The sequence below is a fragment of the Pseudarthrobacter sp. SL88 genome (assembly GCF_026672455.1).
In the GTDB taxonomy this organism is placed as follows: Bacteria; Actinomycetota; Actinomycetes; order Actinomycetales; family Micrococcaceae; genus Arthrobacter.
This window is the reverse complement of record NZ_JAPPRD010000001.1, coordinates 199,283-224,432: the sequence shown is the minus strand read 5'-3', so window position 1 is coordinate 224,432 and position 25,150 is coordinate 199,283. Positions and strand designations below refer to the sequence as shown.

Sequence of the window (25,150 nt, the reverse complement as noted above, 5' to 3'; positions counted from 1 at the left end):
CCAGGCTCCGGCAACTTGCCGCGGCCACCCCGCACCCGGAGGTTATCCACATACGGGAGCCGATGGCTTATGGACCGGCCGGCGCTTTCCTAGTTTGGAGACGCGGACCAGTGCCAAACGAAGTCCTCAACCCGTCCACTGCCCTACCCGTCCATTGCCCAACTACCGGCCAATCCGGCCCAGCAGGGAGAACATGAGCGCGCAGCCCTTTCAAGAGTCCATTCCGCCCGTCCCCGGACAGTCGGTTTCCGCCAAGGCCATCGCCAGCCTGGTGCTGTCCATCGTGGCACCGGCCACACTCTACATTTCCAGTCCCTTGGCGTTTATCGCCGTGCTGATGACCTACCCGGATGAAGGCCCGTCGCACGCGCCCTGGGTGGCGCCGTTGGTCTTCCTGAGCCTGCCACTGGCCTGCTGGCTCGTGTCCGTCCCATTGGCTGTATCCGTCATCAGGAAGTCCACAGGCCGATCGGGCGGTTGGGGGCTGGCGGTGGCATCACTCTGGGTGTCCGGCGTCCTCTCCGTGATCGCCCTGGTCCTCTCGCTGAGGTATGTGCCCATGCTGTTCTACTGATCCCGCAGGGTCCATCCGGGTTCGCGAGTCCATCCTGCGGGCTCCGATGGGGCCGGGCGGCAGCAGCTGTGCAGCGGGCGGCGGGGCCGGCCAAGCAGGGCCGGGGGGCGGCGGGCGTTGCCTGCCGGTATTCTGGAAGGGATGAGCGATTCCCCCGAAAACCCCCAGCAGCCGCATGTCCCGAGGCCGGTGACGCCCGGAACGCAGGCGTCCTTCGGCACCTACGGTGGCCGGCCGGTCAGCTTCGTGCGCCGCGGCACCCGTCTCCAGGGCCGGCGCCAGACCGCCTGGGAGGAGCACGCAGAACGGTGGGCCGTCGACGTCCCCCGGCACGTCGCCAACACGTCGGTCCACCCGGATTACACGTTCGACGCCGAGGCGGAGTTTGGCCGCAAGGCGCCGCTGGTGGTGGAAATCGGCTCGGGCCTGGGCGATGCCATCTGCCACGCCGCCGAACAGAACCCGGACACGGACTTCCTGGCTGTTGAGGTCTACACGCCCGGCCTGGCCAACACCATCATCAAGATCAACGGCCGGGGCCTCACCAACGTCCGCGTGGTGGAGGCCAACGCCCCCGAGGTGCTGGCCACCATGCTGCCCGAAGGCTCCGTCGATGAACTCTGGGTCTTCTTCCCGGACCCCTGGCACAAGTCCCGGCACCACAAGCGCCGGCTCATCCAGCCGGAGTTCGCCGGGCTGGCATCCCGTGCACTGAAGCCCGGCGGACTGTTCCGGATTGCCACTGACTGGTCCAACTACGCCATCCACGTCCGCGATGTGATGGCAGGGTCCGCCGACTTCGAGAACCTGCACACCGGCGAGCGCCGCGGACCGGAGAGTCCGCTGACGCAGGTGTGGCAGTCCGGCGTCGAATCAGTGGTGGGCGGCGCCCCTGTCCGAGAGGGCCGCGCGCCGGTCAGTACCGGGCACACCGGCCCCAACGAGGGCGTGGACGAGACCGGCGGCTGGGCTCCCCGGTTCGAAGGCAGGATCAGGACCAGCTTCGAGGCGAAAGCCCACGAAGCCGGCCGGTTGATCTTCGATCTTTGCTACCGCAGGCGCCAGGCCTGACAGCCGGGGGCTGGAACCAAGCCGGCAGAAGGATTCAGCTGACGCTGATGGCGGCGACGACGTCTTTGAGCAGGTCCAGGCGGGGCTCCGCTTCGGGGCTGGTGTAGGGCCAGATCACCACGACGCCGATGAACCGGCCGTCTTCCAGCACGCCTACCGTCGCGGCTACTTTGGGTGACCCCTGGGCGTCGCTGTAGCCCGCCACCACGGCGTACGCTGACTTGCCGGGCAGGCCGAGCTCGCCTTCAGCCAGCAGTGTGCCGCCGCGCTCCTCCAGGTAGAACCCAGCCATCAGGTGCGCCCAGCCCGTGGCCTGCGGCGCGTCCTGCACCGAGTTGTCGTCCTTGATGACTGTGACCAGGACTCCGCCCAGCAGGCCGTACTGCTCGGTGTTGGGACCGGCGCTGGAATCATCCAGGACCTGGGTGTACTCAGGAAAGTCTGCGGTAAACCCCAGCGGGGATTCGATGTGCACTGACATGGGTTCAGAGCCTCTCGAGCTTGGTGTCGTTGGGGACCTTATAGTACGTGGACACGTTGGTGGTGGCAGAACTCTCGGTCTTGACCTCCACCTCGCCCAGCTTCACGTCGAAGCCGGCCTCGTTGGATGCTGTCACCACACTGTTGACCTGGACGGTGGCCGAGCCGGCCTCGTACAGCTTGGCGGCGTCTTGCGCTGCTCCGTAGTCGTTGCCCAGGGCGACGTTGCGCAGGTAGCTGTCCACCACGGCGCGGTTCTCAGGGGTGTAGTCCACGTTGATCTTCACGGTGCCCTGCGTTCCCGCGGACACGGAGGATTCCACCTTGGCAGCCTTCACGTCGGTGCCCTCGGTAACGCCCTGCGCTACGGTGCCTTCCATCGAGACTGTCACGGAATCGATGTTGTTGCCCTTGTCCATGTTGACCTGCAGGCCGCCCTTGCCGGAAGCCTCGAACGTCCGTCCGTCCAGATTGAGTTTGCCCTGGGCTGACACTTCGCCGCTGGCGGTCGCCGTGCCGTCCGTGAGGTTCCGTTCGTAGGAGAGGTCCAGCTTGGCTGAACCGGAGGCCGCCCCGCTCTCGCCCTCTGCCTCGAGGGACAGCGTGCCCTTGGCCTTGTCCGTCTGGCCGGTTGAGCCGTTGTCTCCGGCGGCATCGTTGATGGTGTCCAGGACGTAGCCGGGCGGGTTGCCGGCAACGTCCTTGATGTCGCCGATGCTGTCCGGCGGCAGGTCCTTGTACATCTGGGCCCGCGCCGCCATGGCTTCCTCCACGCTGCCGAACGTGTACTCCCGCGAGACTTCGCCGCTCAGGGTGACGCCGGCCGTGCCCGAGGTGTCATTGACGCCCAGGCCCATGTTTCCGTAGACCTTCATGGTGGCGGAACCGTCCGCGTTCTCCACCACCTCGGTGCCCACTTCGGCGCCGCCGTGCACCCAGGCGACACGTGCCTCGATGGAGGCCTTGCCGGTCTCCGTGTAGACCGGAATGTCCGCTTTGGCCAGTTCCTGCAGGTGCTCCTTGGCCTGCTGCTGCGCGGACTCGGGAATGCCACCGTCCATGCGCATGAGGTCCTTGGCGAAGGGGCCGTCCTCGCCTTCGCCCTCGATCAGGTACTTCCGGTCCGCCTCGGACAGGCCTGCCCACCACTTGGCCTGCTCTTCGGGGCTGGCGTCCAGCATCCGGTCCAGGCCGGACTCAAGTTCCTTGCGGTGTTCGGCGGCGGCCGCCGCTGCGGCGGCCTGTTCCTGCAGCCAGTCCCTCGCCTGCCCGGCCAGGGACTTGATCCGGTCCCAGGTGCCGCCCCCGCCGCCTCCGCCGGAGGAGTTGGAAGACTTCTCCTGCTCGTCCGCGTGCTTCATCAGGATCTTGGAGTTGGCCCGGAGGCTGGAGACCACCTTTTCCAGGTTGGGCCGGTGGCTGGAGCTCCAGTCCTGGCGGAAACGGGCGCCGTCGGCCCCTTTCCACGGTGCGGACTGGATCTGGCCCTGCAGCGAACCTGCGCGGCTGCTCAGCAGGGAGGCGGCCTGGTCCACTGCCTTGGCCAGCGCCCGCAGCTGGCTGACGTCAGCGCCGTAAAAAGTCATGGTGTTCCCCCGGGTGGTTCGCGGTGAGTGTGAATCGCTGAAGCTTATGGTTGCACAACCACCGGACCGGGGCGATGGGGATCCCTCCCCATCGCCCGGACCCGTGGCACGATTACCTTATGTGGGGCACGCATACCGGTGAACCACAGCGCCGCCGCCCGGCGCACGCACAAAGGAACTGCCATCAAAAGAGAACTCAAGCAGGCCGCCGATGCGGCTGAAGACGTCACCAACTCACGTGCACTGGAAGTGCTGGCCAGGGCGGGATTCGCGGCCAGCGGCATACTGCACCTCCTGGTGGGTGCCATAGCCATCCGCCTCGCCACCGGGGGAACCGGCAGCGCGGACTTCAGCGGAGCCGTGGCCGAGCTTGCCACCCAGCCTGCCGGACCGTTCCTGCTGTGGGCCAGCTTCGCCGCCTGCGCAGCCCTGGCCATCTGGCAGGCCAGCGATGCGATCTTCGACTACACACACCTTCCCGCAAAGCAGAAAGCCGCCAACAAGGCGAAGGCCGCAGCGCAGGCAGTGGTGTTCGCCGGCATGGCCCTGACGCTGATGTCCTTTGCCATGGGCACGGGATCCGATGGTGACAACCGAAAAGCCGCCAGCGACCTGACCTTCTCGCTGATGAAGGCTCCGGGCGGCGTCGCCCTCCTGGTACTGCTGGGAACCGCCATCGCCGTCACCGGCGTCGTGTACGCCATCCGCGGGCTGCGGAAATCCTTCGAAAAGCACCTGGTGTTGCCCAGCAATCCCACCGCCAGGACCGCTGTCACGGTGCTGGGCGTCGCCGGCTACGTGGCCAAGGGGACGGTGCTGTTGCTGACCGGGCTGCTGATCGCCATTGCCGCGTGGCAATCCCATCCGGAGCAGTCCACAGGCCTGGACGGCGGCCTGCGCGGCCTGCGGGACCAGCCCCTGGGGATCTATCTCCTGGCTGCGGTGGGGGCAGGGCTGATTTGCTACGGCGTGTTCATGATCGTGCGGGCCAAGATCGCACGGATGATCAAGTAGTCCCGCAGGACGTACCGGAGGTGGCCGGGCACGGGCGCCTCCAGTACGGTCCGGCGCGGCCGGAGTGCTGCCCGTGTCGCTAGGGTTGGACCATGCCCCAGGTACGCGCTGAACGCCATATCCGCACCGACCCGGAGACGGCCTTCGCCTTCTCCCAGACCACGGGTTCCTTCCGGTTGAAATGGGACCCGTTCATCTCCGCGCAGGGATTCCTGGACGGCGCAGCCCAGGCCGGCAAAGGAGTCAGGACCCGGACGCGGTCCCGCCTGGGCCTGGTGATGGTCAGCGAGTACGTCTCCTATGCGCCGCCCCGGAACGTGGGCATGACCATGGTGTCCGGCCCCTGGTTCTTCGAGAACTTCGGCGGGGGCTGGCGCTTCACGGTGGACGACGGCGGAACCCGGGCCGTCTGGAAGTACACCTTTTCCTGCCGTCCGGCGCTGCTGCGGCCGGTGATGGAAAAGATCGGCACCTGGCTGCTGGGCCGGGAGATCGAAAAGCGGATCGAGGCGTTCGCACGCGCTTGCGAGGACGCCGCCCTCCAGGCGGAGTTCCGGGAACTCCGCGGCCGCACCGCCTAGGGAACGGTGATGACGGCGACCGCCTGCTGCGTCCCGTCCCGCAGCTCCACACTGGAGATTTTGCCCAGCTGGATCGGCGTGGCGCCGGTGACCTTGACCCGGCCACTGGGCGTGGCCGTCCAGGCGCATGCGCGGTCCTCGCCGCCGTCGCGGTCCCTGACCCACAGCGAGAGAGTCCCGTCGGATGGCAGGCTGCTGCCGTTGACCGCCAGTTCCGTCCCCCAGGTCTTCCGGGCCAGGTCGATGCTGAACTGCAGCCCTCCCCCGGACTGCACCGAGTAGGTGGCGTCAGGCTGCGGCGCCCGCACCAGCAGCGGCCCCACGGCCAGGCCCACCCCAAGGCAGGCAGCGGCGGCGGCGCCCGCGAGCGCTGCCCACCGTCGTCGCGCTGTCCGGCGCCGGTGCGCCAGTTCGTGCAGCAGCCGCGACTCGGGTGCCTGGTCCGGGGCCGAACCGGAGAAGGCCGTGGGCACGGCGCCGGCCAGCCCGGTCACAAGCCCGGCCTCCTTTACACCGGCCTCGGTGGCACCGGGCTCGATGGCAGCGGGCTCGGTGGCAGCGGGCTCGGTGGCGCCGAGAACCGACGTGAGGGCCAGGGCGTCCGGCACGGGAAGGGCGTCAAGCAGCGCAGGGAGGGTCTCCAGCCCGGCGAGTTCGTCCCGGCAGGAGCGGCACTGCCGAAGGTGTGACTCGAACACCGCCCGGTCTCCGGCGTCGAGCCCGCCCAGCAGGTAGGCACCCAGGAGGTGGTGGGGGTCCTTGGTCATGGTTCCACCCCCATCTCATCCAGGATGGTCCGCAGGGCCCGCACCGCATAGTAGGCGCGGGACTTCACTGTGCCGCTGGGGATGTTGAGCTGGGCGGCGGCCTCGTTGACCGTGAAGCGGCGGTAGTGCAGGGCCACCAGGACATCCCGGTGCTCCTTGCTAAGGCGCAGGAGGGCTTCCTCGATCAGCACCCGGTTCAGCAGGCCGTCCACGCGCTCCATGACCCCGGCCTGGCGGGATGGCTCGCCCTCCAGCGTTTCGGCGGGGCGGCGCTGGGCGCGCCGGTAGTTGTCGATCATGATGTTCCTGGCCGTCCGGTAGAGGTAGCTGCGGATGCTGCCGTTGATGTCGGGCGCCTGCTGCCAGACCCGCAGCACGGTTTCCTGCACCACGTCCTCGGCCAGCTGCGGGTCCCGCGAGGCACTGAGCACGAACCGGCGCAGCGCCGTGCCGTGTTCAAGGTAGAGGGACTCCACCGCATCCTCGTCGAGCGGCATCCCATCCTCCTGCCCGCGTCCATCCGCTGTTTGTCCATTCAGACGCCGTTTCCGGGCAAATGGTTCAACCACACCGGCCTACCCTGTTTTGCCGCCGCCTTGAACCATTCTTCACCCGGAGGCGTCATACCGGTTAGCGTCCGGTGATCCCACACCGGGCACCAGCAAAGGAGCAACCATGAAATCCCGTTTGGGTACAGGTTTCGCCATTTTGGCCCTCACTGCTGCACTGGCCGCCTGCGGCGGAAGCAGCGGGACCGCACCGGCCTCCAGCCCGGCCGGAACGGCAAGCGCCCCGGCCACGTCCGCTGCGCCGTCCGCCACCTCCACCGGCACGTCAAGTGCCGCCGTCGACCTCAAGACGGCGTCCTCCAGTGCGGGCACCATCGTGGTGGACGCCAAGGGCATGAGCGTCTATTTCTTCACAAAGGACACCAAGGACTCCGGTACCAGCGCCTGTGCTGATGCCTGCCTGAAGGCGTGGCCGCCGCTGACCACCACGTCCGCCACACCGTCGGCCGACGGTGTGACCGGGAAGCTGGGCACCATCACCACCGCGGACGGCAAGCAGCAGGTAACGCTTGAGGGCATGCCGCTGTACTACTTCGCCAAGGACACCAAGCCCGGCGACGTCCTGGGCCAGGGCGTCAACAACGTCTGGTACCTGGCAGACCCATCCGGCAGCATGATCCAGACGGCCAGCGGCGCCGCCTATTAGGGGCGGCCTGCCGGGCCCTTATGCTCGTGGGCACAGGTCTCGTAGGCAAAGGTCCGCGGGTACAGGTTTTCGGGCACAAAGACGGGCTGCAGGCGCCTATTCGTGGGGGGCTGCCGGAAGCGTGGTGGGCAGCGGAAGCTGCGGCACTTCCGGCAGTGGCACCTGCGGCCGCTGGGGCAGCCTGTCCGTGACCTCGGTGGGGACGGCCGTGGGCAGCGACCCCGGCGCCGGTACGCCCGCAGGCTTGCCCGGTGTCACGGCCGGGGACGGGACGCCTTCCGGAACAGCGGGAGCGTCCGACGCCGGCGCCCCGGCAGGTGCCTCAGCCGGCACAGGAGCCGCGGGCACTGCGGCCGGGCTCGCCGGTGCAGCCGGGGCAGGCGCCGCCGGTTCCCCCGGTTGCGCCGGGGGTACGGGTGCCTGCCGTTGTCCGGCGGGCCCGGATCCCGTGACGAAGGAGGTCACTGCGTGGTTGAAGTGGGTGAACGAATCGCGGATGCCCTGATCGGACGCGGCAGCAACAGCACCGCCGGCGGTCAGGGTAACGCCCAAGGTCAGTGCGGTGAGGGCGGCCCGGCGCTTCGCCCGGCGCCGCGCGGCAAGCTCGTCACCGGGTGAGCCGGTTGTGCCAGCTGGAACATTGACAGGGGCAGCAGGGGAATCCGCTGCGGCGGGTTCAGCCGGGTCAGCAGGTGCTGCGCTGGTCTCGCCGGGCCCGGCGGCATGGGCGCCTCCGAGCAATGCCGCGACGGCGGCCGAGGGCTCGGGAACTTCGGTGCCCAGGGCGCGGAGCTGCAAAAGGGCGGGGCGGAGCTGGCCGTCGTCGTCCAGGTCTGCCTCGAGCAGCAGCTGGTCAACGAAACCTTCACTGCGGGATCCTGCGGTGTCACTCATGATTCGCCTGGTTTCTTTTGAGCGTCTGTGCCTTGAGGTTTTGGAGGGCCCTGCGCTGGAGCTGCTTGATGGCTCCGGTGCTTTTGCCCATGATGGCGGCCACCTGTTCGATGGACAGGTCCGCCACTATGCGGAGGGCCAGTACTTCCTGGTGTTCATCGGCCAGCCCTTCGAGCATGGCGGCCGCCCCTCCGGTGATTCCCGCCGCGTCCTCCTCCGCCGACGGGGACGTCCGGGCGTCGTCGTGGGGATCGTACGGCGTCAGGTGCGGCCTGCGCTCCAGCCGGCGGTAGTGGTCCACCATGCGGGCGTGCGCAATGGAGAAGATCAATGACTTTGCGCCCTGCAGGCCGCCCGTGAGGCTTTCGATCCTGGGGTAGAAGGCCAGGAAGACGTCCTGGGTCACGGCCTCGGGATCATCGACGCCGCGTGCTTTGAGGTAACCCTGGACCGGGCCGGCGAAGGACCGGTAGGCAGCAGCAAACAACACAGCGGGATCTGCTCCGGCCGTGTTCTCGAATTCTTCGGTTTCTGCTTGGGCCAAAGTGTCCAGCACCAGCGGCTCCTCCATTCCGGGACACGGCGTGCGCGCGCCTTTCCCGGTTCTATCTGCAGGCTGCCGGCGCGTTGCCCCGGCTGCGGCTTACCAGCCGAGGTGGACTGCGGGGGCAGGCGGCAAAGGCCGGTTCCCGCAGTCCACCCTAGCCAACTGCTGCTAGCGGGCGGAAACCGAAGGAACGTCCACGGTGTTGCCCGGGACGGCGGGAACTGCCGGCACAGCCGGAACCTTGGGAGCGTTGTCAACGCCGGGGACGGCCGGAACAGCAGGAACGGCCGGGAGGGTGGGAACGGCCGGGAGTTCCGGGCGGTGGGCATCGACGGCGGCGGAACCGTTGGCGGAGGCCGCGGCCTTCGCTGCGGCATCGGCGTCGGCCGCGATGTCGGCGCAGTAGCTGCCGATGTTGGCTTCGCCGTCGGCGGCGAGCTTCAGCGAGGAGAAGCCCTCGGAGGCGGTGTTCAGGCCACCGTGGGTGAAGGCGGTGCAAAGGCCGATTGCTGCGGCACCTGCGGCGTCCACGGCGGAGTTGGCGGCAACGGAGGCCGAGCCCTTGGCAGCGACGCTGTCCTCGCTGACCTTGGCATCGGCGTCAGCGGAAGCAGTTGCGTCCGCGGAGGTTGTGGCCTTCGCCGTTGAATCAGCGGCAGCCTCGACGTCTTCAGCATCAGTGCTGGCTGCGGCGCCGGCGGTGCCTTCAAGAGCGTCGGAAGCGGCGCTGGCTGCCAGCTTCGGGGCCGGAGCGCCGAAGAGTTCGTGGGCGGCCTGCTGGGCTTCGGTGGGGAGGACACCGGAAGCGGCGGCTGCGCCGGTTCCACCTACGGCCAGGGTGCCTGCTGCCAGGACTCCGGCGGCGACTTTACTGGTGGCAAGAACGGTGAACAAAGACATAAAACACTCCAAACCTTGGCGACTTGCGGGTCGGGGCCGGTGGGCCCATCACCCCCTACATCGCCGGGCAGTCCGGAAAGGTTACGGGTGCTGTGAAAGTTTTTCCGGCAGCCCGGTTTCCGGGGGACCACTCGGCGTGGCCGGAAAACGCGTCCCTAGGCTTCGACCAAACCGGCGTCTGCCTCTTCGAACTCCACGGCCGCCACGATCTCCTGCGTTTCGGGGTTGATCATGAAGGCTTCGTCGTCCTCCTCGACCATGAGGAAGTCGCCGTGGTCGGTACTGAAGTACCATGCGAGGGTCTTTTCGCCGTCGTGCACGTAGTTGGGGTCGCCCATGGTGATCCTGGCCAGCTCGTAGCCGGCAATGCTGCACAGTTCCCGGATGATGATTTCGAAATCGGGCGCGTCCTCCAGGGCTTCCTCGGCCGCCCTGGCCTGGCGCTCCGGCAGGTCCGGGATCTGGGCGGCGAGCTGCTGGATGTAGGGGCCCACCTCTTCGTCGTCGAGGACCAGCAGGTCCGCCTGACCGCGCAGCCACGCCGCGTTGAGGGCGGTGATGTTCTCCCGTTCCAGCAGTTCCTCGAACTCGCCGTCGAGCTCTTCCATGGCGAGGACCCCGGCCGGCACCTCGTCGTCGTCATCCAGCGGCCCGTCCAGGTAGTGCTCCGCGTCCTCGTCGGACAGGTCCCCGTAGGCTTCCACTGCGCGGTTGAACAGGTCCAGGTGGACCGTGGCGCCCATGCCGGCCATGCCCTCCCGGATGAGGGTGTCCGTCCCGGTACGGTCAACGGACATGAAGGCGTACTGCGCGAACCCGCCCTCCAGCGCCTGGGTGAGGTAGAAATCCACGTAGTAGCTGCGGACGGCAACAGGCGACATTTCGTCAGTGGCCAGGAGCGCCGTGTGCATGGCATCCACCACGCTGACGTTGGCCGCCACGGCTTCCTCATCACTTGCTTCGATGCTGCTGCTGGTCAGGACGACGGGCTGCTGGGTGGTGATCATGGAATCCCTCACTGCTGGCTGGTGCTGCGGACATTTTTCACGCTACGTCCGCAAAACTGCCGCCCCGTAGAGGGGGACATGAACGTCAGGCGAAGTTTTCATGGGAGGCCGGTGCCGGGGACCGCGGCACGGCCGGGCTGCCGGGCGAACTAAGATGGATCAGATAACCACCCGACGGACCCGGCCCTTCCGTGGGCTGCTGAAAGTAGCGCGCACCATGCCATCCCAACCGGACGAGAGTGCGGCACTGGCAATACAGACTCCCGCCATCAACGACCGCTCGCTCGCGGCCGGGCTTGCCTATGCCATGGGCAGCCGGGTCACCGGGATATCGTTCGACGCCGGCACCGGGCTCATGCTGGGCAAGGTCAGGGGAAGCGCGGACACACCGTATTCCACCACGGCCAAGCTGGTCCGCAAGGGCGGCGGGTGGAGCTGCACGGTGGGTGTGTGCAGCTGCCCGGTGCGGAAAGACTGCAAGCACGTTGCCGCCCTGCTGTTCGCGGCTGAGGACAACCCGGCCACAAGGGTCCAGCTGCTGGCCCCGTCAACGTCCACGCAGGTCTCGCACCAGCCCGGAGGGGCCGTGCTGTCCGATTGGGAGCAGGCCCTCAACCCCCTGATTGCCAAGCCTGGAACGGCAGCTGCCGGCAGCGGGGTGCCGCTGGCGCTGCAGTTCGAGGTTGAAGAACCCGCCCCGCACTTCTCCTACACCGGCCGGCGGAACCCGGTGCGCAGCGTCCGGCAGCTCAAGGCCCGGCCCGTGATCATGGGCGCCAAAGGCAAGTGGATCCGCGGCGACGTCTCCTGGAACACCCTGAACTACCTGAACTTCCGGCGGGAATCGAACCAGGAACACGTGGAGTGGCTGCAGGAATTCCTGGCTTCCCACTCGGCGGCGGCCAGCCGGATGCACAACGCCTCCGGGCTGTGGCTGGGGCTGAACTCCTACTCGGGGAAGAACCTGTGGAGCCTGCTGGCCGACGCCCGGAAGATCGGGCTTGTTCTGGTCAACTCGCGCGGCTCTGAACCCGTGCGGCTCGCCGAGGCGCCTGCAGCCGTCGCGCTTTCCCTCAGCCGGTACGGCACTCCGCTCGCGGAACCGGAACAGCCCGAGCCCGCCGCCCCGGGCAGCGGCGCGTCCGACGGCGGCCTGGAGTTGGCGCCCACCATCACCGTGGAGGGCGAAGAGATCGATCCGGCGGCCGCCGGGACCATCGGCCGGCCCGCGCACGGGATCTTCTTCACCACCGGGGAGGCGTCGTTGCCGGGCGTACCCGATCCGGACGGCGTCCTCACGCTGGCACCCCTGGAGGGCGGGCTCAGCGAGGAACTGCTGGCGTTCGTCACGGCCGGCAGCACGCTGCACATCCCGGCCAGGGATGAATCCAGGTTCCTCACCGGCTTCTACCCCAAGCTGAAGCAGACAGCGCGGGTCACGGCCCGGGACGAATCGGTGGAGCTGCCCACGCTGGCCGTTCCGTCGCTGTCCCTGCTGGCGAACTACGGCAACGACCACCGGGTCCGGCTGCACTGGGAATGGCATTACAAGAGTGGCAACCATGTGACGGCCCAGCCGTTGTGGCGGCACCCGGGCGACCAGGGCTACCGGGATGACACCGCGGAGTCCCGCATCCTGGAAGGCATCGGGCAGCCGTGGGAGGTTGTGGCCGCGCTGGGCGAGTCCTCCACCGGCGGCTGGGGCACCCCCCGGCTGGCGGCCTCGGCCGAGCTGAAGGGGCTGGACACCCTCGCCTTCACGGAGGAGGTGCTGCCGCGGCTGCGCGAAGCACGGGACGTGGACGTGGAGACGGCCGGAGATATCGCCGACTACCGCGAGGCTGAGGAAGCGCCGGTGGTGTCCATCTCCACCAAAGCCACCGAACAGCGCGACTGGTTCGACCTGGGCATCCAGATTTCGCTGGAGGGCCAGCCGGTGTCCTTCGCCGCCGTGTTCTCCGCCCTGGCTTCCGGGCAGACCAAGATGCTGCTGCCCAGCGGCGCGTACTTCTCCCTGGACCTGCCGGAACTGCACCAGCTGCGTGCCCTCATCGAAGAGGCCCGGTCGCTGCAGGACAACAAGGATGCGCCGCTGCAGATCAGCCGGTTCCAGGCGGGCCTCTGGGATGAGCTGGCGCAGCTGGGGATCGTGGACCAGCAGGCGGCCACGTGGCGCTCCGCGGTGGGTGGCCTCCTGGAGGGCGGCATGGACGGGCTGCCGTTGCCCGCTTCCCTGAACGCCGAGCTGCGCCCGTACCAGCTCGAAGGGTTCAACTGGCTCAGTTTTCTGTACAAGCACAGCCTGGGCGGAGTCCTCGCGGACGACATGGGCCTGGGCAAGACCGTGCAGGCGCTCGCCCTGATGTGCGCGGCGAAGGAACTCGCCGTTGAGGCGGCCGGGGCGGTTCCGGAAGATTCGGTTCCGGCGGATTCGGTTTCGGGGGCTGCGGTTCCGGAGGATTCGGCCGCGGCGGCTGGCGCTGGCTCGTCCGACGGCGGCACTGGCACCCCGGGTGCGCAGCCTGCGGACACCCGGCCTGCCGCCGTCGCGCCCTTCCTCGTGGTGGCACCCACCAGCGTGGTGGGCAACTGGGCGCTCGAAGCCGCGCGCTTCGCCCCGGGCCTCACCGTCCGCACCGTGGGCGAAACCTTTGCCAAGAGCGGGCAGGACGTGGCGGATTCCCTGGGCGGGGCCGACGTCGTGATTACCTCCTACGCGCTGTTCCGGATCGATTACGAGTCGTATGCCTCGCGCGAGTGGTCCGGGCTGGTGCTGGATGAGGCGCAGTTTGTAAAGAACCACCAGTCCAAGGCGTACCAGTGCGCCCGGAAGCTGCCGGCGGCGTTCAAGCTGGCCATCACCGGTACCCCGCTGGAGAACAACCTGATGGAGTTCTGGGCGCTGACGTCCATCGTGGCCCCCGGCCTGTTCTCCAGCCCCAAGCGCTTCGCGGAGTACTACCAGAAACCGGTGGAAAAGAACGGCGACAAGGGCCAGCTGGAGAAGCTGCGGCGCCGGGTCCGCCCACTGATGATGCGGCGCACCAAGGACCAGGTGATCAAGGACCTGCCGCCCAAGCAGGAACAGATCCTGGAAGTGGTACTGAACCCGCGGCACCAGAAGGTCTACCAGACGCACCTGCAGCGCGAGCGGCAGAAGATCCTGGGGCTGATCGAGGACGTCAACAAGAACAGGTTCACCATCTTCCAGTCGCTGACGCTGCTGCGGCAGCTGAGCCTGGACGTCTCGCTGGTGGACCCTGCTTTGTCCGCGGTCCGGTCGAGCAAGCTGGATGTGCTGTTCGAGCAGCTCGAGGACCTGGTGGCTGAGGGGCACCGGGCCCTGATCTTCAGCCAGTTCACCGGTTTCCTGGGGAAGGTCCGGGAGCGGCTGGACGAGGAGGAGATCGACTACTGCTACCTCGACGGCGGCACCCGGAACCGTGCCGACGTGGTCAGCGAATTCAAGAACGGCAGCGCACCGGTGTTCCTGATCTCGCTGAAGGCCGGCGGATTCGGGCTCAACCTCACCGAAGCCGACTACGTCTTCCTGCTCGATCCGTGGTGGAACCCGGCCTCGGAGGCCCAGGCCGTGGACCGGACCCACAGGATCGGCCAGGCCCGGAACGTGATGGTGTACCGGCTCGTCGCCAAGGACACCATCGAGGAGAAGGTCATGGCGCTGAAGACCCGGAAGTCGCAGCTGTTCGCCGACGTCATGGAGGGCGATGCCCTGTCCGGCGGTGCCATCACAGCCGAGGACCTGGCGGGGCTGTTCAAGGAGTAGGCCTCGCGCCGGCGCACCCTCGACACGTAAACCCACCTTCGATGCGCAGATCCGGTTTCGCGGCCCGGATCTGCGCAGCGTCAGCGAACCTGCGCAGCGCCAACGCATTCACGCGTCCGAAATCGCCGTCTATGCTGGTATCCAGCCGAAAACTACAACGTTGGAGAAAAAGTGCCCCAGCCACAGCAGGCCGAGCAACTTGCCCCTGATGCGCCGGCCCCGCAGGCCCTGCCGCACCTGAGCCCTGACGCCTTCACGGTCCCCTACCGCGACCCCGTCTGGGACGGCCCCACCGATCCCGTCCTGGTGGCCGACCACCTGGCCAACGAGTGGGTGCTGTTCTACACCCAGCGCCGCGCCACCGCTCCGGGACTGCGCGGCGTGGAATGGGTCCACGGGACCGGCATCGGCGTCGCGAGATCGTCCGACGGCGGCGAAACCTGGCGCTACCAGGGCACCGCGGAGGGGCTCATCCCGCCCGGAACGGAACTGCCGGCAACCCTCTGGGCGCCCGACGTCGTCCGCATCGGGGACCAGTGGATCATGTACCTTTCCGTACTCGGCGGACGGCGCACGGACTGGACGGGAAAAGCCCAAATCGTCCAGTTCGCCAGCCGGGACCTCAACCACTGGGAGTACCTCGGCCCCATCGACCTCGACTCCCCCAGGGTCATCGACGCCGCCGTGGCCCGGTGCGGGGACGGCCGCTACCGGCTCTGGTACAAGGACGAGACCCGCGGTTCGAACACCTGCAGCGCGGTCAGCGACACCCCGGAAGACCCGGCGTCGTGGGTCCTTGAAGGCGTGGCAATCCCCGGGCGCCCGCACGAGGGACCCAAGGTCTTCCGGCTGGGCGGCAGCTACTGGATGATCGTGGACGAATGGCGCGGCCAGGCCGTCTACCGTTCCGAAGATGCCGCCGGCGCCTGGATCCGGCAGGAACACCTGGGCGGGCTGATCCTCACGGCGCCGGAAACCGTGGACGGGCAGCCCGTCGTCGGACGCCATGCGGACGTGGTGCCGCTACCCGTTCCGCCTGCAGCAGGAACGTACGACGGCGGCGCGCAGCAGGCGCTGCTGGTCTACTTTACGCACCCGCACTGGGGCGGTGAGGACATTGGCACCATGGCACCGGACCCGCGCACCCATCTGAGCCACGTCCGCGCCGCGGTGCTGGAAGTCCGTGACGGCGTCCTGGTGTGCACCGAACACTGAAACTTCCGCGTTGCGCCGGGCACAACGAAGGGCCAAACCCTGGAACTATAAGCCGGCAGAATCCTGCCGGCACCGGTCCAAGGTTTGGCCCTGACTCGTGCTCTGGATTGCACCTCACGGAGTGAGGGTTTACCGGACACCGCCCCCAGCAGGCGGGCCCGGCAGCTTTGCTTTCCGGTAGGTGACGGGCCGGGGTTAGACCCGCTGCGGCGAGCCCAGGTCCACCGGGTCCTCGTCCGTCAGGTAGGCCAGCTCGGAGTGGGCTGCGAGGTCGATGCCGCGCAGTTCGTCCTCGGGCTTGATGCGGAGGCCGCCCATCGTCTTGTCCAGGATCTTGGCCAGGAGCCAGGTGATGCCGAACGAGTAGGCCAGCACCGTGACGGTGGCGAGGGCCTGGACTCCGAGCAGTTCGAACCCGCCGCCGTAGAAGAGGCCGCTGACCCCGTTGGGGGCGGCGTCGGTGGCGAAGAGGCCGATCAGCAGGGTACCCAGGATGCCGCCCACCAGGTGGACGCCGACGACGTCGAGCGAGTCGTCGAAGCCCAGCCGGAACTTCAGTTCGATGGCCAGCGAGCAGACAGCGCCTGCAATCGCACCGATGGCCACGGCACCGAGCGGGCTGACCGAGCCACAGGCGGGGGTAATGGCAACGAGCGCCGAGATCAGGCCGGACGCTGCGCCCATGCTGGTTGCGGAGCCGTGTCGGAACCGCTCAACAAGGGCCCAGGCCAGCAGGCCGGCGGACGCGGCCACGGCCGTGTTCAGGAAGACCACCGACGCCGAGTGTCCGGCGGAAAGGGCCGAGCCTGCGTTGAAGCCGAACCAGCCCACCCACAGCAGGCCCGCGCCCACCAGGACCAGCGGCCGGCTGTGAGGCTTGGCGTGTTCCACCTTGGGCCAGCCGGAGCTCTTGCCGAGGACAAGGGCCAGGGCCAGGGCAGCTGCGCCGGCGTTCATGTGCACCGCGGTGCCGCCGGCGAAGTCGATGGCCTTGATGCCGTTGGCGATCCAGCCGCCCACCGTGCTGCCGTCCGCGGAATTGAACGCGAACACCCAGTGCGCAATGGGGAAGTAGACGACGGTGGCCCAGATGCCGGCGAACACCATCCAGGCGCCGAACTTCATGCGGCCCGCGGCGGCACCGGCAACCAGCGCAGTGGTGACGCAGGCGAAGAACAGCTGGAACGCGGCGAACAGGATGACCGGGATGGACGCCTCCTTATCCTCGGCCATCAGCTGTCCCATGCCGGGGAACTCGGTGACGTCACCGATCAGCCCCAGCCCGCCCACGGAGTTTCCGAAGGCCATTGAGTACCCGAAGAGTGCCCAGAGGACGGCCACCAGGCTGGCGCCGCCAAAGCACATCATCATCATGTTGAGAATGCGGCGCGAGCCCACCATGCCCCCGTAAAAGAGTGCGAGGGCGGGAATCATCATGCAGACCAGTGCCGAGCTGGCCAATATCCAAGCGACATTTCCCGAATCCATGGGAAACCCCTTTCGTGATGCGACGAAGAGAACGGAAATTTTGCCGTCAGAACCGCTCCGGCGGAAGGGACGCGGGGTCTGTGCCATCTTCAGCGGAGGGCGGCAGTTTGCCGTCGTGATCCAACTGTAAGGCGGGCATTTCGGGCTGGGTTTCGGGCGTGTTAAATGCTGGTTTCAGCCATCCACGCGCGAGTTTCAGGAGTAACAGGGCAGGCCAAAATGCCCGGTATTGCGGGGTTTTTAGGCAGCAGCGGAAGCTATCTGGCGGAGATGGCCAGGAAGCTGATGGGGAGGTCCAGCAGCTCCAGCGGCCCGTGGGGTCCTTCACCGTCCAGCAGCAGGGAGTCGCCGGCTTCCATCGCGTATTCGTAGGAGCCGTGGCCGTAGACCATCCGGCCCGAAAGCATGTAGATGAACTCGGTGCCCGGGTGCTGGAACAGCGGAAACACGTCGCTGGCGTCCGTGAGGGTCACCAGGGTTGGTTCCAGGGCGTCGGTGCGGCCCTTGAGCGTTCCCAGCACACGGTATTCGTGGCCGTGCTGGGTTCCGCTGCGGACCGTCAGGCTGCCCTGGCCGCTCTTGGTGAAGGTGGCATCCCGGTCGGTGTCGGCACCGCGGAACAGCGCGGTGACGGGGACTTTCAGCCCGTCGGCGAGCCGCTGCAGGGTGGTGAGGGAACAGGAGGTGGTGGCGGTTTCCACCCGCGAGACCATGGCCTTGGACAGCCCGGTCCGGGCGGCCAGTTCAGCGGAGGACAGGCCCTGCGCGGTGCGGTAGTGCCGGACCTGCGCGGCGATGACCTGCTCGAGCTTGCCGGCCACGTCACCGGCCGGCTGGTCTTCTGCGCGGTCCCCGGCCTGTTCGGTCATGGTTGCCATCTTAGGCGGGCCACGCGGGCTCCGGAGTACGACGCCGGCGCTAGCCAAGGACGCGGGCCCCGCCCAGGAGCCCGGCAAGGGAGTCCGCCAGGGCAGCGGCGCCGGCTTCGGCGTCCCGGTCCTCCACCAGTTCGTCGGGCGAATGCGAGATGCCGGTGGGGTTGCGGACGAAGAGCATGGCCGTTGGCAGGTGCGCCGCCAGCACCCCGGCGTCGTGCCCTGCACCGGTGGCCAGCACCGGCGCGGCAGGCAGGAGCTGCTGCAGCCGGTCCCGGAGGCCGCCGTCGAATTGCACCGTGGGGCTCAGCGACTCCATGCTGAGCGCAGCGGAGCAGCCTTCCCCGGTGGCGAGGACCTGGGCGTTCAACCCGATGGCCTCCACCAGCGCGGCGGTGACCGAATCCTCCGGGTGCCGGACGTCGATCCAGAGGTCCACGCGGGACGCGATGACGTTGGTGCCGCCGGGGACGGGCTGCAGCCGGCCCACCGTGGCGCGGGCGTCGCGGTACTTGCGGGCGGTGTCGCGGATGCCTACCACCACCTTGGCGGCCGCGATCATGGGGTCCCTGCGGTCCTTCATGAGTGTGGTGCCGGCGTGGTTCCCCTCGCCGGAGATGGCCAGTTTCCAGCGGCCGTGTCCCAGGATGGACGAGCCAACCGCCACCGGCTGGTCCAGGTCGATCAGGCCCCTCCCCTGTTCCACGTGCAGCTCAACGAACAGGCCCAGCTGCTGCAGCGCCTTGTAGTCGGCGCCGATGAACCGCGGGTCCTGTCCGTTGGCAGCTGCGACGTCGGCATAGGTGTTGCCGTCCGGGTCGCGGAGGTTGCGGGCCTTGTTGGGATCGAGTTCGCCGGTGAGGAGCCGCGAGCCAAGGCAGGCGATACCGAACCGCGAGCCTTCCTCCTCAGGAAACACCGCGATCGCCAGGGGGCGGCGGGGGCGGAAATTGCGGGCTTGGAGGAGGTCGACGGCGACCAGCGCCGAGGCGACCCCCAGCGGACCGTCATACTCGCCGCCGCCGGGGACGGAATCGAGGTGGCTGCCGGTGGCCACCGCGTCCTTCCGTACGCCCGTCGCCGTGTCCCACCAAGCCCAGATGATTCCGTTGGCATCGGTGTGGACGTCCAGCCCGCGCCGGGTTGCCTGCTCGATGAACCAGCTCCGCAGGTCCGTTTCGGCGGTGGAAAACACCGGGCGGGAGTAGCCGCCGCGCGTCCTGTCACGCCCGACGCCGGAGATCTCCCTAAGGAGGCCGGCTACGGTGGGTGGGCCGGTGGTTCCTGCGGGTACGGCGAGCGGCGCGGGTGCTGTCTGGGGAAAGCTCACGGGGATCCGTTCTACGTGGTGAGTGCTGGCAAGGTGGCGCCGCGGAACCGTTCTGGGACCGCCGCTGCGCCGGTGGCCAGGTCCCCTGCCCACTGTCCGATCAGCGGGGCGAATTTGGCGCCGTGCCCGGAGCAGGGCGAGACGACGGTGAGGTTGTCCGCCCGGTCGATGAGGAAGTCCTCGGTGGGCGTATTCGTGAAGAGGCAGGTGGTTTCGGCGTAGGGTTCGGGGTCCAGGCCGGGCAGGTAACGGCGGACGTAGTCCACCACGCGGGCGCGGTTGGCAGGGTCCACGTGGCCGGTCTGGTCCGCGGCCGACGGGATCAGCGGGCCGCCGTTGTACTCGGCCACCTTTTGGCCGGCGAATCCGGCGTCGCGGCCGCCAGGGAGCCCGTAGGCCTGGATGTCGGCGGCCTTGTGGATGAAGGTGGGCCAGGTGGCTCCGGAATAGCCAGGGTCCTCCCGGTACCTGAAGTGGAAGGCCTGCTCCTGGCGGACGGTGAATTCCGGCAGGCCGGCGAGGAACCCGGCCGGCAGCGGCAACGACTCCAGCAGCCGTGGCAGCCAGCCGCCGGCGCTGATGACCACGTGACCGGCGTCGAGTGTTTCCCCTGCGGCGGAGTGCAGCCGGTAACCGGCGCCGGTACCGCTGCCCAGGCGTTCCACCCGCTCCAGGGTCCAGCCGGTCCGCACCTCCGCCCCGTTCCGGACCGCGAGCGCCACCATTGCGTTCACGGAGGTTTCGGCGTCGATGACCCCTGCCCCTGGGTGCCAGAGGACCTCGGTATCGAACGCGATCTGCGGCCATCGGCGGCGGGCCTCCGCGGCGGAGAGCAGCTCATGGTCGATCCCGGCCCCGGCCAGGACGCTGGCCAGCAGGGCGGGCTGCCGGGTGGGGCCGTAGTCCACAGCGCCAAAGGGTGTGATCAGTTCGGTTCCCGCTTCGGCGGCCAGCCCGTCCCAGAGTGCTTTCGAGTCCAGCACGGCCTGTGTGTAGAACGGGTCCGGGTAGGCGTAGCGGAAGATCCTGGCGGAGCCGTGGGAGCTGGCGTCGTGTGCGGCCGGGACGTCGCGCTCCAGCAGCGTGACCTGGTGCCCGCGGGCGGACAGCTGCCAGGCGGTGGCGGCACCGGCCAGGCCGGCGCCCACCACCACGTAATCTGACGGACCTGAGTGGCCGCCGGATAAGCCGGTGGCCTCGCCGGATGTCCCGCCAGGGACGCCGCCTGACATCAGAAGCTTCCCTGCACGCCGGGGATCCAACTGGTGCCGGCCAGCGGCACGCGGGCCATGGCCGATGCTTCGATGGTCAGGGCCACCAGGTCCTCGGGTTCGAGGTTGTGCAGGTGGGACTTGCCACAGGCGCGGGCGATGGTCTGGGCTTCCATGGTGAGGACGCGCAGGTAGTTGGCCAGGCGCCGGCCAGCGGCCACCGGGTCCAGCCGCGAGGCGAGTTCCGGGTCCTGGGTGGTGATGCCGGCGGGGTCCCGGCCGTCCTGGAAGTCGTCGTAGAACCCGGCCGCGGAGCCCAGGTCAGCATATTCGGCGGCGTAGCGGGGGTCGTTGTCGCCGAGTGCGATCAGCGCGGCGGTGCCGATGGCCACGGCGTCTGCGCCCAGGGCCATGGCCTTGGCGACGTCGGCGCCCGTGCGGATGCCGCCGGAGACAATCAGCTGGACCTTGCGGTGCACTCCGAGTTCCTGGAGCGCCTGGACTGCCTGCGGGATGGCGGCGAGGGTGGGGATGCCCACGTTCTCGATGAACACCTGCTGCGTCGCGGCCGTCCCGCCCTGCATGCCGTCCACCACCACCACATCGGCGCCGGACTTCACGGCGAGCGCGGTGTCGTAGTACGGCCGGGACGCGCCGATCTTGACGTAAATGGGGGTTTTCCAGTCGGTGATTTCGCGCAGTTCGCCGATCTTGATTTCGAGGTCGTCCGGGCCGGTCCAGTCCGGGTGGCGGCTGGCGGAACGCTGGTCGATACCGACCGGCAGGGTGCGCATTCCGGCCACGCGTTCGGTAATTTTCTGGCCCAGGAGCATGCCGCCGCCGCCGGGCTTGGCGCCCTGTCCCAGCACGATCTCAATGGCGTCGGCCTTGCGGAGATCGTCCGGGTTCATGCCATAGCGGGACGGCAGGTACTGGTACACCAGGTGCTTGGACTGGCCGCGCTCCTCAGGCGTCATGCCGCCGTCGCCCGTGGTGGTGGAGGTGCCCACCTCGGACGCGCCGCGGCCCAGCGCTTCCTTGGCGTTGGCGGACAGGGCGCCGAAGCTCATGCCGGCGATGGTCACCGGGGTCTGAAGGTGCAGCGGGCGGCTGGCATGCCGGTCGCCAAGGACGACGTCGGTATCGCACTTCTCGCGGTAGCCCTCCAGCGGGTAGCGGGACATCGAGGCGCCGAGGAAGAGCAGATCGTCGAAGTGCGGGACCTTGCGCTTGGCGCCCCAGCCACGGATGTCATAGACGCCGGTGGCGGCGGCGCGCTGGATGTCGGCGATGGTGGCGCGGTCGAAGGTGGCGGACTCGCGGAGACCGAGTGCAGCGATGTCAGAAGCAGCCAGGTTCTGGGCGGGAGCTGCAGCAGGTGCCTGGGCGGGTGCGGGGAGGGAGGTGACGGTCATGGAGGCCTCCTAGTAGGCGGACGAGTTGTCGACGTGGAAGTGGTAGAGGTTCCGGGCGGAGCCGTAGCGCTTGAAGTCGGCGGGGTTGTCGGTGCGGCCGGCGGCTTCGAGGAGTTCGGCGAGCTCTGCGAGGTGCTCTTCGCGGAGCGGCTTTTCGATGCAGTCTGCGCCGAGTGAGGCCACGGTTCCCTTGACGTAGATCCGGGCCTCGTAGATCGAGTCGCCCAGGGCGTCCCCGGCGTCACCGCACACCACGAGGCGGCCGGCCTGCGCCATGAATGCGGACATGTGGCCGATGTTGCCGCCCACCACGATGTCCACGCCCTTCATCGAGATGCCGCAGCGTGCCCCGGCGTTGCCGTCGATGACCACCAGGCCGCCGTGGCCGGTGGCGGCGGCGGACTGGGAGGCATCACCGGTCACGTGGACGCGGCCGGACATGATGTTCTCGGCCAGCCCCACGCCGGCATTGCCGTTGATGGTCACGTCACCCTTTTGGTGCATCCCGGCTGCGTAATAGCCCGCATGGCCTTCGATGGTCACGGCCACGCGGGCGCTGATGCCGACAGCGAGGCTGTGCTTGCCGCCCGGGCTGGTGATGGTCCAGGACTGGCCGTCAACGGCGTCATGCAGGGCCTGGTTCAGGCTGCGGACGGACGCATCGGCGAGGTCCACCACGGTGGGTGCGGCCCCGCCGTCCGACTCCGCTGGTGCAGCTGCTTCAGGCGCAGCGGTTTCGGGGGCTGTCAGAGTGACCATGTGTAGACCTTTCCGGGTTCCGGTTCAAAGATGCGGGCGTTGCTGATGCCGGGCAGGGCGGCCAGGGCGCGGTATTCGGAGGCCATGGCCACGTAGTCGTCCGTTTCGGCGATGATGGCGGGCTTGCAGGCGATGGGGTCGCGGACCACTGCCATGCTGTCCGCGGTGGTGACCACCAGGGTGTAGAAGCCGTCCAGGACCTTGCCCAGGTTCACCAATGCTTCCTCGAGGGTGTCGCCCTGTTTCAGCCGGGAGGCGACGTAGCGGGCGCCCACCTCGGTGTCGTTCTCGGAGTCGAACACCACGCCTTCACGCAAGAGGCCCCGCCGGACGGTGGCGTGGTTGGAGAAGGAGCCGTTGTGGACCAGGCAGAGGTCGTCGGCCACAGAGAACGGGTGCGAGCCGCCCGAGGTGACGGCCGATTCGGTGGCCATCCGGGTGTGGGACAGGCCCTGGCTTCCGGCCATCGCCTCCAGCCCGTGGTGGACGGCGATCTCCATCGGGTGGCCCACGCTCTTCATCACGGCCACGTGTTCACCCCGGCCAATGATGGTGGCGCCGGGAACGGTTTCGGTGACGGCCTTCACCAGCAGGTCGGTCCCGACGGCGGCGCTCACCAGGGTGGTGTCGCCCACCACCTTCGCGGCGGCCTGCGCATCGGCTGGAAGCACTCCGGCGAGGAGGGCCGAGACGCCTGCGGTGAGTGCCGCCGTCGGGATCCCCTGGTCCGCGCCGAGCAGGCTCAGCGTGGAGGTGCCTGGGGAGACCAGGCCCGGCGTGTTGTAGACGGCGAGGCCTGCCGAGTCCGGGCCGCGGTCCACGATCTGGCAGAGCATCGAGGACAGGAGGCTGCCCATCTGGGGGTGCAGCGAGGGATTGCGCAGCTGCAGCGCGGCGATTCCGCACATGGAAAGTCCTTTGCTTGGGTTCTTGGTGGCGGGGCGGAGGGCTAGATCGAGGTGAGGTAGGTCCGGATTTCCCAGTCGCTGACCTGGTTGTGCCAGCTGAGGAACTCGTCTTCCTTGGCGTCCGCGTAATAGGAGCCGATTGCCGCGTCGCCGCTGAGGCTGGCCAGGATGACCGGGTCCCTGCGGAGTGCTTCGACGGCGTGCAGCAGCGTGGCGGGCAGGAGGTGGGCGTCCGGCCTGGACTCCCCCGGGCCGGACGGCGTGCCCGGGTCGATCGACCTCTCCACCCCGTCCAGGCCGGCTGCGACGATTGAAGCGATCGCAAGGTACGGGTTGGCGGAACCGTCGCCGGAGCGCAGTTCGATCCTCTTGTTGTCCGGCACACGGATCATATGGGTGCGGTCATTGCCGCCGTACGATGCCTTCCGCGGCGACCAGGTGGCGCCGGAGGAGCTGGTGGTGGCGCCGGTGCGCTTGTAGGAATTCACCGTGGGGGCGAGGAAGGCCTGCAGCGCCGGGGCGTGGTCCAGGACCCCGCCGATGAACGAATAGGCGAGGCCGGACAGCCCAAGGCCGCGGCCGCCGCCGTCCGTTGCATCCCCTTCCTCCGGGAACAGGGCCTTCCCGTCGGACCAGAGCGAGAGGTGGAAGTGCAGGCCCGTGCCGGTGCGGTCCGTGAACGGTTTCGGCATGAACGTGGCGGTCATGCCGCGCTGTTCGGCGAGGATGTTCAGGATGTAGCGCAGGGTGACCACGCGGTCCGCCGTGGTGAGGGCATCAGCGTAGTTGAAGTTCTGCTCGAACTGGCCGGCGGCATCCTCATGGTCGTTGGCGTAGTTGCCCCATCCCAGGCTGTTCATCGCTTCGGAGATGGAGGTCAGGTGCTCGTACATCCGGGTGACACCGCGGGCGTCATAGCAGGGCCGGGGCGAATCGTCGCGGGCGTCGGCGGTGCTCAGCGTCCCGTCGTCGTTCCTGTTGACCAGGAAGTACTCCACCTCCGCGCCCACTTTGGCCTGCATGCCCTGGTCCGCGAGGCGCGCCAGTGCATTCTTGAGGATGACACGCGGGGCGTAGGGCCAGGGTTTGCCGTTGAAGTGCGGATCGCAGTGGATGATGGCCAGGCCCTCCTTGATGAAAGGCACCGGGGTGAAGGACGTGAGATCGGGGACGGCGATGAGGTCCGCGTCCTGGGGCTTCTGGCCGATGAGGCCCGCTGCATAGCCGGCGAAGCCCATGGCGCCCTTTTCGAGTTCGTCGGCGGCCTCCACCGGGACCAGCTTGGCGCAGGGCTTGCCGGTCATGTCCACGAAGGTGGCCAGGAGGAAGCGGACGTTGTGGGCACGGGCGATATCCGCAAGGGAGATGGCGGGCACTTCGGCGGGAGTTTCCGGGCGGGCTGCCGGCGGCTCGGTGCGTTCGGAAGTGGTGAACTCCGCCGCGGGGGTTACAGCAGGGGTTGCGACACTTGTCATCGAAACATTCCTGTCCGGGTTGGTGTTAGCTACTAGTAAACCTTGTTGCAC

23 protein-coding genes are annotated in these 25,150 nt (G+C 68.2%); 7 read left to right on the top strand and 16 right to left on the bottom strand.

Going from position 1 to position 25,150, the window contains the following annotated elements; genetic code table 11:
* The first annotated feature begins 193 nt into the window (after window positions 1-193).
* Together OVA06_RS00930 and trmB are read left to right on the top strand one after the other, a co-directional pair.
* Window positions 194-574: a hypothetical protein gene (locus tag OVA06_RS00930; RefSeq protein ID WP_261619470.1), complete on the top strand. Its 381-nt coding sequence runs from the start codon at window positions 194-196 to the stop codon at window positions 572-574.
* A 141-nt stretch (window positions 575-715) separates the two neighbouring features.
* Complete coding sequence (gene trmB / locus OVA06_RS00925; protein ID WP_056081048.1) at window positions 716-1,645, top strand: tRNA (guanosine(46)-N7)-methyltransferase TrmB; 930 nt, start codon at window positions 716-718, stop codon at window positions 1,643-1,645.
* 34 nt (window positions 1,646-1,679) lie between these two features.
* Here trmB and OVA06_RS00920 read toward each other — a convergent pair whose 3' ends face one another.
* Window positions 1,680-2,126: a hypothetical protein gene (locus OVA06_RS00920; protein WP_268155639.1), complete on the bottom strand. Its 447-nt coding sequence runs from the start codon at window positions 2,124-2,126 to the stop codon at window positions 1,680-1,682.
* 4 nt (window positions 2,127-2,130) lie between these two features.
* Window positions 2,131-3,711 (bottom strand): hypothetical protein, encoded by a 1,581-nt coding sequence (locus tag OVA06_RS00915; RefSeq protein WP_056081054.1) that lies wholly within the window; start codon window positions 3,709-3,711, stop codon window positions 2,131-2,133.
* Window positions 3,712-3,849: 138 nt separating this feature from the next.
* Here OVA06_RS00915 and OVA06_RS00910 point away from each other — a divergent pair, with 138 nt between their 5' ends.
* Window positions 3,850-4,725: a DUF1206 domain-containing protein gene (locus OVA06_RS00910; RefSeq protein WP_268155637.1), complete on the top strand. Its 876-nt coding sequence runs from the start codon at window positions 3,850-3,852 to the stop codon at window positions 4,723-4,725.
* 92 nt (window positions 4,726-4,817) lie between these two features.
* Window positions 4,818-5,306 (top strand): SRPBCC family protein, encoded by a 489-nt coding sequence (locus tag OVA06_RS00905; protein ID WP_261619474.1) that lies wholly within the window; start codon window positions 4,818-4,820, stop codon window positions 5,304-5,306.
* Here OVA06_RS00905 and OVA06_RS00900 read toward each other — a convergent pair.
* Together OVA06_RS00900 and OVA06_RS00895 are read right to left on the bottom strand one after the other, a co-directional pair.
* Window positions 5,303-6,073: an anti-sigma factor family protein gene (locus tag OVA06_RS00900; RefSeq protein WP_268155635.1), complete on the bottom strand. Its 771-nt coding sequence runs from the start codon at window positions 6,071-6,073 to the stop codon at window positions 5,303-5,305. The genes OVA06_RS00905 and OVA06_RS00900 overlap by 4 nt on opposite strands.
* Window positions 6,070-6,570, bottom strand: coding sequence for a sigma-70 family RNA polymerase sigma factor (locus OVA06_RS00895; RefSeq protein ID WP_268155632.1), 501 nt, complete (start codon window positions 6,568-6,570; stop codon window positions 6,070-6,072). Before OVA06_RS00895 ends, OVA06_RS00900 begins: the two co-directional genes overlap by 4 nt.
* A gap of 178 nt (window positions 6,571-6,748) precedes the next feature.
* Here OVA06_RS00895 and OVA06_RS00890 point away from each other — a divergent pair, with 178 nt between their 5' ends.
* Window positions 6,749-7,288 (top strand): COG4315 family predicted lipoprotein, encoded by a 540-nt coding sequence (locus OVA06_RS00890; RefSeq protein ID WP_268155629.1) that lies wholly within the window; start codon window positions 6,749-6,751, stop codon window positions 7,286-7,288.
* Window positions 7,289-7,384: 96 nt separating this feature from the next.
* On the opposite strand, the gene OVA06_RS00885 is transcribed toward OVA06_RS00890, so the two are convergent.
* From OVA06_RS00885 to OVA06_RS00870, 4 genes are all read right to left on the bottom strand, one after another.
* Window positions 7,385-8,182 carry a hypothetical protein gene (locus OVA06_RS00885; protein WP_268155627.1) on the bottom strand — a complete coding sequence of 266 codons (798 nt, stop codon included), beginning with the start codon at window positions 8,180-8,182 and terminating at the stop codon, window positions 7,385-7,387.
* The gene (locus OVA06_RS00880) at window positions 8,175-8,753 is read right to left on the bottom strand and encodes an RNA polymerase sigma factor (protein ID WP_268155625.1); all 579 of its coding nucleotides are present in this window, start codon (window positions 8,751-8,753) and stop codon (window positions 8,175-8,177) included. The genes OVA06_RS00885 and OVA06_RS00880 overlap by 8 nt, the downstream gene beginning before the upstream one ends.
* Before the next feature lie 144 nt (window positions 8,754-8,897).
* Window positions 8,898-9,629: a protein tyrosine phosphatase gene (locus OVA06_RS00875; RefSeq protein WP_268155623.1), complete on the bottom strand. Its 732-nt coding sequence runs from the start codon at window positions 9,627-9,629 to the stop codon at window positions 8,898-8,900.
* A gap of 155 nt (window positions 9,630-9,784) precedes the next feature.
* Entirely contained in the window at window positions 9,785-10,636 is an 852-nt protein-coding gene (locus OVA06_RS00870) for a DMP19 family protein (protein WP_261619481.1), read from the bottom strand.
* 217 nt (window positions 10,637-10,853) lie between these two features.
* On the opposite strand from OVA06_RS00870, the gene OVA06_RS00865 reads away from it, so the two are divergent.
* Both OVA06_RS00865 and OVA06_RS00860 read left to right on the top strand, forming a co-directional pair.
* The gene (locus tag OVA06_RS00865; RefSeq protein ID WP_268155621.1) at window positions 10,854-14,423 is read left to right on the top strand and encodes a DEAD/DEAH box helicase; all 3,570 of its coding nucleotides are present in this window, start codon (window positions 10,854-10,856) and stop codon (window positions 14,421-14,423) included.
* Window positions 14,424-14,594: 171 nt separating this feature from the next.
* Window positions 14,595-15,638, top strand: coding sequence for a glycoside hydrolase (locus OVA06_RS00860; RefSeq protein WP_268155619.1), 1,044 nt, complete (start codon window positions 14,595-14,597; stop codon window positions 15,636-15,638).
* Between the two features lie 195 nt (window positions 15,639-15,833).
* Here the strand turns inward: OVA06_RS00860 and OVA06_RS00855 are convergent, their stop codons facing one another.
* From OVA06_RS00855 to glnT, 8 genes are all read right to left on the bottom strand, one after another.
* A complete protein-coding gene (locus tag OVA06_RS00855; protein WP_091723494.1) occupies window positions 15,834-17,126 on the bottom strand; it encodes an ammonium transporter in 1,293 nt (430 codons plus the stop codon).
* 257 nt (window positions 17,127-17,383) lie between these two features.
* Entirely contained in the window at window positions 17,384-17,995 is a 612-nt protein-coding gene (locus OVA06_RS00850) for a helix-turn-helix domain-containing protein (RefSeq protein ID WP_268155617.1), read from the bottom strand.
* 49 nt (window positions 17,996-18,044) lie between these two features.
* Window positions 18,045-19,331: an allantoate amidohydrolase gene (locus OVA06_RS00845; RefSeq protein WP_261619484.1), complete on the bottom strand. Its 1,287-nt coding sequence runs from the start codon at window positions 19,329-19,331 to the stop codon at window positions 18,045-18,047.
* 11 nt (window positions 19,332-19,342) lie between these two features.
* The gene (locus tag OVA06_RS00840; protein WP_268155613.1) at window positions 19,343-20,563 is read right to left on the bottom strand and encodes an FAD-dependent oxidoreductase; all 1,221 of its coding nucleotides are present in this window, start codon (window positions 20,561-20,563) and stop codon (window positions 19,343-19,345) included.
* Window positions 20,563-21,957: an FMN-binding glutamate synthase family protein gene (locus OVA06_RS00835; RefSeq protein ID WP_200937806.1), complete on the bottom strand. Its 1,395-nt coding sequence runs from the start codon at window positions 21,955-21,957 to the stop codon at window positions 20,563-20,565. Before OVA06_RS00835 ends, OVA06_RS00840 begins: the two co-directional genes overlap by 1 nt.
* 9 nt (window positions 21,958-21,966) lie before the next feature.
* Window positions 21,967-22,716, bottom strand: coding sequence for a protein glxC (locus OVA06_RS00830; RefSeq protein WP_261619487.1), 750 nt, complete (start codon window positions 22,714-22,716; stop codon window positions 21,967-21,969).
* Window positions 22,704-23,624: a glutamine amidotransferase gene (locus OVA06_RS00825; protein ID WP_268155611.1), complete on the bottom strand. Its 921-nt coding sequence runs from the start codon at window positions 23,622-23,624 to the stop codon at window positions 22,704-22,706. Before OVA06_RS00825 ends, OVA06_RS00830 begins: the two co-directional genes overlap by 13 nt.
* 41 nt (window positions 23,625-23,665) lie before the next feature.
* Entirely contained in the window at window positions 23,666-25,099 is a 1,434-nt protein-coding gene (gene glnT, locus OVA06_RS00820; RefSeq protein ID WP_268155609.1) for a type III glutamate--ammonia ligase, read from the bottom strand.
* Between the last annotated feature and the right edge of the window lie 51 nt (window positions 25,100-25,150).